General features: G+C 57.2%; 7 protein-coding genes. 4 read left to right on the top strand and 3 right to left on the bottom strand.

What is annotated here, in order from left to right; all coding sequences use genetic code 11:
- Positions 1-385: 385 nt before the first annotated feature.
- Positions 386-889 (top strand): hypothetical protein, encoded by a 504-nt coding sequence (locus tag CW742_RS04700; protein WP_292417177.1) that lies wholly within the window; start codon positions 386-388, stop codon positions 887-889.
- A gap of 27 nt (positions 890-916) precedes the next feature.
- Here CW742_RS04700 and CW742_RS04705 read toward each other — a convergent pair whose 3' ends face one another.
- The 3 genes from CW742_RS04705 to CW742_RS04715 are packed head-to-tail and all read right to left on the bottom strand — an operon-like array spanning position 917 to position 4379.
- Entirely contained in the window at positions 917-2344 is a 1428-nt protein-coding gene (locus CW742_RS04705) for a nucleotide sugar dehydrogenase (protein WP_292417179.1), read from the bottom strand.
- Positions 2345-2377: 33 nt separating this feature from the next.
- Positions 2378-3283: a Gfo/Idh/MocA family protein gene (locus tag CW742_RS04710; RefSeq protein ID WP_292417182.1), complete on the bottom strand. Its 906-nt coding sequence runs from the start codon at positions 3281-3283 to the stop codon at positions 2378-2380.
- Position 3284: 1 nt separating this feature from the next.
- Positions 3285-4379 carry a DegT/DnrJ/EryC1/StrS aminotransferase family protein gene (locus tag CW742_RS04715; RefSeq protein ID WP_292417185.1) on the bottom strand — a complete coding sequence of 365 codons (1095 nt, stop codon included), beginning with the start codon at positions 4377-4379 and terminating at the stop codon, positions 3285-3287.
- A gap of 155 nt (positions 4380-4534) precedes the next feature.
- Here CW742_RS04715 and pyrB point away from each other — a divergent pair, with 155 nt between their 5' ends.
- The 3 genes from pyrB to CW742_RS04730 form a co-directional block, all read left to right on the top strand.
- A complete protein-coding gene (gene pyrB, locus CW742_RS04720; protein ID WP_292417188.1) occupies positions 4535-5431 on the top strand; it encodes an aspartate carbamoyltransferase in 897 nt (298 codons plus the stop codon).
- On the top strand, positions 5428-5901 hold the full coding sequence (gene pyrI / locus CW742_RS04725) for an aspartate carbamoyltransferase regulatory subunit (protein WP_292417191.1): 474 nt from the start codon (positions 5428-5430) through the stop codon (positions 5899-5901). Before pyrB ends, pyrI begins: the two co-directional genes overlap by 4 nt.
- Positions 5902-6099: 198 nt before the next feature.
- A partial coding sequence (locus CW742_RS04730) for a PKD domain-containing protein (protein WP_292417194.1) occupies positions 6100-6952 on the top strand: 853 nt, incomplete at its 3' end.

Raw genomic sequence — 6952 nt, forward strand, 5'->3', positions numbered from 1 at the left:
ATCCAATCCCGCGTGTTTCCTGTATCATGAATAATGGATGAACCCCCAGAAAATTTTTGTACCCGCACGACCCCCTACAACCATCATGCATAAAGAATATCATATCTCTGAAGTAAAACTGACAAATATTTTTCTAAATATCCCAATCTATGTAGGGGGTCGCATGGGTACAAACTGATCCGGCCCCGCACTCACCCATACAAATTTTCTTAGCAAGAACATAGGAAAGTTCGCATTTTTCCGACTGACACTGTCAACAACCAGGCAAAACCGTCAACCAAATCAGCACCCGCCCCGCAGTACACTTTGTACCCACGCGACCCCCAACACCAACCACCAACATTTTATCGCACCCGCTCATTCCCGTACTCAGGAAGATCGTACCATGACCCGTTTCCGCACACGCCCCGGCACCCGCAGCGCATCGCGGCGGCTGAAGCGCCCGATCCCGGATATCCGTACGTTTGCCTTGATTATCCGGAAGCTTGCCCTCGAAAACCCGTTCGGGTGCACTTCGTATCATACCGTAAGAAAAGTACACCCCCCGGTGAAGGCAATCCGGGAGCGTTATACAGCCAAGTTCGTGTACCTCGATGCAAAAGGAAAACAGATCGGTTCCAGTTCAGAGATCTACGATTCCGTGGACGGCTACGAGATCGGGAAAGCCGCCATGATCACCAGCATGGCAAACATTGCGGCGCACCGCGGGAAGATCGTGCACCTGCCGGATGCCGACCTCTATTCAGCCACCCTGAAATGCCACGACCCCTCAGGTGAACTCTATTTCGTGAGCCTTACCCGGGAAAAGATTACTGTCTCGTCCTACACGGACGATGCGATCCTGAAAACGGTAGAAAAGTGGGCGGGCACGGTGCCGGAACTGGCGTGAAACCGTCGGATTAGAAAAGATGGAGGGTTACTCCACAATCACGTGCGAGTTTTTGTCCCCGCGCCCGATTCCCTTGTAGATGAATCCCTCGCGAATGTACGCATCGGGATCCACAAGGTTGCGCCCATCAATGATAGCCGGGTGCTTCTTCCCGGACAGGTTCCGGATGACCTTTGCATCGAGCGTCCGGTACTGGTGGTGGCCGGCAAAGATCACGACCGCATCCGCGCCTTCCAGTGCCTCCTCGACAAAGGGGACCATCGCCACGCCCGGATAATCCGCAACGTACGGGTCCTGGACACTGACCACAGCACCCTCCTTCACCAGCAGGTCACGGTACGGCTCGGCCGGGGTATTCCGGGTATCATCGGAATTCGCAAGGAACGACCAGCCGAGAAGCGCGATCTTCGCTCCGTTCAGCGGGGTGCCGGCCCGGGCAAGGGCATCCTTCGTGAGCCGGAACATGTGTATGGGCATGAAGTCGTTGATCCGCCGGGCAAGGACATACAGAGAGGGCTCGCCCTTCGGGAAGTCGAGCTCGTCCTTTCCCAGTACCTGCACGCCGCGTTCCAGGTGATAGGTGTCCTTGGTCAGGCAGTGGCCGCCGACACCGGCGCCCGGCCAGAGCATAGCCCGGGTGATCCCCTCGCCCTTGAGGCTGTCGATGCCGGTGCGGACATCGTACACATTGATCCCCATCGCCTCGCAGTACAGGGCAAGCTCGTTAATGGCAGCGATCTGGAGGTCGCGGAAGGTGTTCTCCGCAGTCTTCGTGACCTCCGCAGCCGTGGCCGTCATCGGAATGACCTTGCCAATAGTCAGGACGGGGGAGTAGAGTTCGGTAGCCCGCTGCGTGCTGGCTTCGTCGATGCCTCCCACGATACGGTCGTGTTCCCGGATGTTCCGAAGAAGGCGGCCTACCATCACACGCTCTGGTGCATGGGCAAGGGCAAAGTCCTTCCCGGCAACAAGGCCCGATTCCTTCTCCAGGAGTTCGCGGGCAACACCGGTTGTTGTCCCCGGGGTGATGGTCGATTCGAGCACGACCAGCATACCGGGGGTGAGGTTGCGGCCCACGTTCCGGACACCTTCGAAAAGCGCTGAGAAGTCCGGCAGCAGGTCTTCCTTGTTCAGGAACGGGGTCTGGATGGAGAGCGTAACGGCGTCCAACTCCCGGATCTTCGAGAAATCGGAGGTGCAGGAGAACTTTCCTGCGTCAACCACCTTCTTCAGCAGCTCTTCAAGGCCGGGCTCCTCTCCTTTCAGCGGGCTCTCGCCGCGGTTGAGCATCGCGATCTTGTACCCTGACGACGGAGAATCGCGCTGGAATCCGTACACCTTCGTAAACTGCGGGGCATCCGCAAAGAGAGCTGCCGCAGGGATCCCGACGTAGCCCATGCCGAGAACACCGATCGTTTTTATCGGACCGCGTTTCCTGATAATATCCAAGAGCATTGCTTCACCCGTACGGTTATTTCCCAGCAATCGTCAGGCCATCCCGGCCAGGACCTGTTCGCACACCCGGAGGTTGTCAATAGCCTGATCAGGAGTGACGGGGAAGGGTGCCCCTTCGCGGGCGCAGTCGACAAACATGGAGAGTTCGCGCTTTAAGGGCTCAAGCTTGTTCACCATCACCTTCTCGATGATATTCTCCTGCACGTACCGCTCGGCTTCGAACTGGTACTGGCCCGGCTTGCGGTAGATCGTGACCTCCTGCGTCATGAAGTCGCCTTCGATGGTGCAGTCCTCCTGCTCCACGTAGATCATCCGGATCTTCTTCGAGGCCTTGCGACTTGCCGAGAGCGCAACCGGGACATTCCCGCATTTCATGAGCACGCTGCAGACATCGGCAGTCCCGGCACTGTGGATAGTTGTCGGGTGACAGAGGAGGTTTAGAAGGATATCGATATCGTGGATCATGAGGTCTTCGACAACGGTACCTCCGGTGACCCGGGCCGATGCGGGGTTATGGCGTTTCATCTCAACATAGAGGGGCTTGTCAACAATCTTCCGGATCTCGCTCACTACCGGGTTGAAGCGCTCGATATGGCCTACACCAATGGTAATTCCGGGGGGAGCCGATTTCATCAGTTCAACCGCCTCCTTTGCGGATGCACAGATCGGCTTCTCGATGAGCGCGTGCTTCTTTGCAGAGAAGACCTGCCGGACGGTCGCCGCGTGGAACTGCGTTGGGACGCAGACACTGACTGCCTCCGTTCGCGCTAGGAGCTGGTCGACAGAATCGCAGACCGTAGCACCGTGCTGGCTGCCGATCGCCTTTGCCGCGGCTGCATTTACGTCGTAGACAAAGACCCGGTCAACGCTCTTGAGCTCGGAATAAACGCGGGCATGGTTCTTTCCCATGGTCCCGACACCGATAACACCGACATCCATCTTAGTTCACCCGGTTGATCGTTTCGCAGATATATGCAAGCTGGTCTTCTCCCAGCGAGGGGTGGACCGGCAGGCTCAGCACCGATGCAGCGAGCCGGGTCGCAACCGGGCAGGGGTCCGGATCGTTTTTCAGACCGAAGACTGGCTGCCGGTGGAGGGGGATCGGGTAGTGGATCGCGCTGCCGATCCCGTTCTCTTTCAGGTACTCCATAAATGCAGCCCGGTCCATCGGGAATTCGCGGGTCAGCCGTATCACGTACTGGTGGTATACCGGCTGCATACCGGGAGGGGTAAATGGTGTGACAAGGCCTTTTACCGAGAGGTGGGCGTTGTAATACTCCGCATTTTTCCGGCGCTTTTCGTTGAACCCGGGTAATCTCTGCAACTGCACGAGCCCGATCGCCGCGGCGATATCCGTCATCCGGTAGTTATAGCCAAGGCATGTGTGGATGTACTTCTCGCTCTGGCCGTGGTTGATGACAAGACGGAGCCGATCATACAGCGCCGTATCCTTTGTCGTCACCATCCCGCCTTCACCGGTGATCATGTTCTTTGTTGCATAGAATGAGAAGCAGGCAAGGTCGCCAAACGAGCCGGCCATCTTCCCGCCAAGGAGAGCCCCATGGGCCTGGGCTGCGTCCTCGATCAGAAGGAGGTTGTGCTGGCGGCAGATCTCCTGGACTGCGGGGACATCGAACGGAAGGCCGAAGAGGTGGACCGCGATGACCGCCTTGGTTTTCGTAGTGACACGCTTTTCGATCTCCTGCGGGGAAATATTGAAGGTCCGTTCGTCCACGTCGGCAAATACCGGGGTGGCCCCACACATCAGCACGGAAGATGCCGTTGCATAGAACGTAAAGTCAGGGACAATGACCTCGTCGCCCGGGCCGATCCCGGCAGCCAGGAGTGCCGCATGGAGGGCCGCGGTGCCGTTGTTGACGGCAACGGCGTACGATGCTCCGCAATTGTCCGCAAACTCCCGTTCGAACTCCGCCACACGACTCCCGGCCGCCAGCATGCCCGATTCCAGCACCGCGGTGACCGCGGCAATTTCCTCCCGGCCAACCGAGGGCCGGGCAACAAATATAGGATCCAAGGATGTGCCCCGCAAAACGTTACCAATACTGATACAAAATGCGTAACCATTCATTAATAGCATTCCTGTCGGATACAGGGTGCGGCAATGAGGAAGGATAGGTAATTAGGGCATGAGAAAAATATACTTATCCTGTATAAAGAGGAGGAGCTGCGGTGCGCCACATCATATCAATCGGGGATTTTGACCGTGAATGGATCGACAGCCTGCTTGACCATGCAGACCGGATTGACGGGAAACAGTACGATTCCCATGCACTCGGAGGAAAGATCCTTGCCGTCCTCTTTTTTGAGCCCAGCACGCGGACCCGGCTCTCGTTTGAATCTGCCATCGCCCGCCTTGGCGGCACATCCCTCACGGTGGGGAGTGTCGAGGCCTGCTCCATAGCAAAAGGCGAGACTCTTGCCGACACCATCCGGGTCGTGAGCGGGTATGCCGATGCAATCGTCATCCGTCACCCGAAAGAGGGCGCTGCACGACTTGCCTCTGAATTCTCCACTGTCCCGGTCATCAACGCCGGCGACGGCGCCGGCCAGCATCCGTCCCAGACCCTCCTCGACCTCTACACCATCCGCCAGTCCATGCCCATTGAAGGTATCGACATCGCGCTCATCGGCGACCTCCGCTACGGGAGGACCGCCCACTCCCTTGCCTCGGCCCTCTCCCACTACAATGCACGGCTGCACACGCTCTGCCCAAGGGGGCTTGAACTCCCCGAGACTCTTTCAACAAGGCTCGCGGAGAAGGGGATGGAGATCATCCCTCATGAGAATATCACGGATATCATCCCCGAAGTGGATGTCCTCTACGTGACACGCGTCCAGCGCGAGCGGTTCCCCGATTCGGCATCCTACTTCAATGTTTCATCGAGTTACCGGATCACTCCCGAGCTCCTCTCGGATGCAAAGAAGCACCTGATCGTCCTCCATCCCCTTCCGCGGGTTGACGAGATCGATCCACGGGTTGACGAGATGCCGCACGCAAAGTACTTCGAACAGTCACGGAATGGCGTTCCGGTACGTATGGCGATGCTCCTGCAGGTGATGCAATGAAGAACAGCGAATCCATGGAGAACGAAGGGCTCCTTGTCCGCCGGATCAAGAACGGGACCGTGATCGACCACATCAGTCCCGGCGAGGCGCTCAATGTTGTCAAGATCCTCGGAATCACCGGTACAACCCAGGAAGCGCTCTCCATTGCCACCAATGTCCCAAGCAGGAACATGGAAAAGAAAGACATCGTCAAGCTGAACAATCGCGAACTCTCCAAGGAAGAGGTTGACCGTATTGCCCTCATCTCGCCAAAGGCCACCATCAACATCATCCGGAATTTCAAGGTCTTTGAGAAGAAAGGCGTGGAAACCCCGACCCTGATCGAAGGAGTTGTCCGGTGCCCGAACCCCGGGTGCATCTCCAACACGCATGAGCCGATCCGGAGCAGGTTCTTGGTGAAGGAAAACGGGCTTCACTGTATTTATTGCGACTGGGTCATTACCGGGGACATCCCCAGCCATATCATCTGACATTCCTATTTCTCTCGTGGCATCCGCGGACCCCCATATTCGACGGGCCCGTTCGGCATAGTTACCCGGTTCCTGCGGGAAATGACAGAAAGATATTTTCCCTGTGGCTACCTAGTGAGATAACCATTAGTTCTTGGACTTCTACCAACTGATGGCATTAAATATCTGTTCATTGATAAATTCAGGTTAGTGATCACGATGAGATCCAAGACGTTTTTGTTGTATGCAGGACTTATTGTCCTGTTCCTGGCCCTGGCAGTACCCGGGGCATCCGCAGCGGATACCGCGAAAGCAGGGTACATCACCGTAGGGATAGCCCCGGTGGCACAGTTCGATGCCCACTATGCTTTCACGACAATCCCCACGAAGGTCGGGTTTGTCGATACTTCCCTTGGCTCGAAACCGATGACCTGGGAATGGGACTTTGGTGACGGGGTCACGTCAACGGAACAGAACCCGAGCCACACCTACCTCAAGCGCGGCACCTATACCGTCAAGCTGACCGTGAAGAATGCCTACGGGACCAGTACCGCTGTTAAGACGGACTATATCTCTGTAGGCATGCCACCGAAGGCAGCTTTCGTTGGCAGCCCGACCGCTGGTGGTGCGCCGATGACCGTTGCATTCACCGACCAGTCGGCCGGCCAGGTGGACAAGTGGACCTGGGACTTTGGCGATGGCCAGAGATCCAACGAGCAGAACCCGGTGCACACGTACTGGGTTGCCGGAAACTACAATGTCATCCTGACGGTTTCCAATGAATTCGGTATATCGGATGCAATGCGCAACCAGTACATCACCGTTTCGGGCGACCTGGCCGCGAAGTTCGATACCTTCCCCTCATCCGGTAAGGCGCCTCTTACGGCCCGGTTCACAGACCGCTCGACCGGCAGCCCGACTGCCTGGTCCTGGGACTTTGAAGACGGGATCACCTCGACTGAACAGCACCCGTCCCACACCTTCTCGACCGCGGGATCTTATACTGTGAAACTTACGATCACCCGTGGCACCGAGACAGCCTCAACAACCCAGATCATCAACGGCGGCGGCG

The organism is Methanoregula sp. (assembly GCF_002835825.1).
Classification (GTDB): Archaea; Halobacteriota; Methanomicrobia; order Methanomicrobiales; family Methanospirillaceae; genus Methanoregula.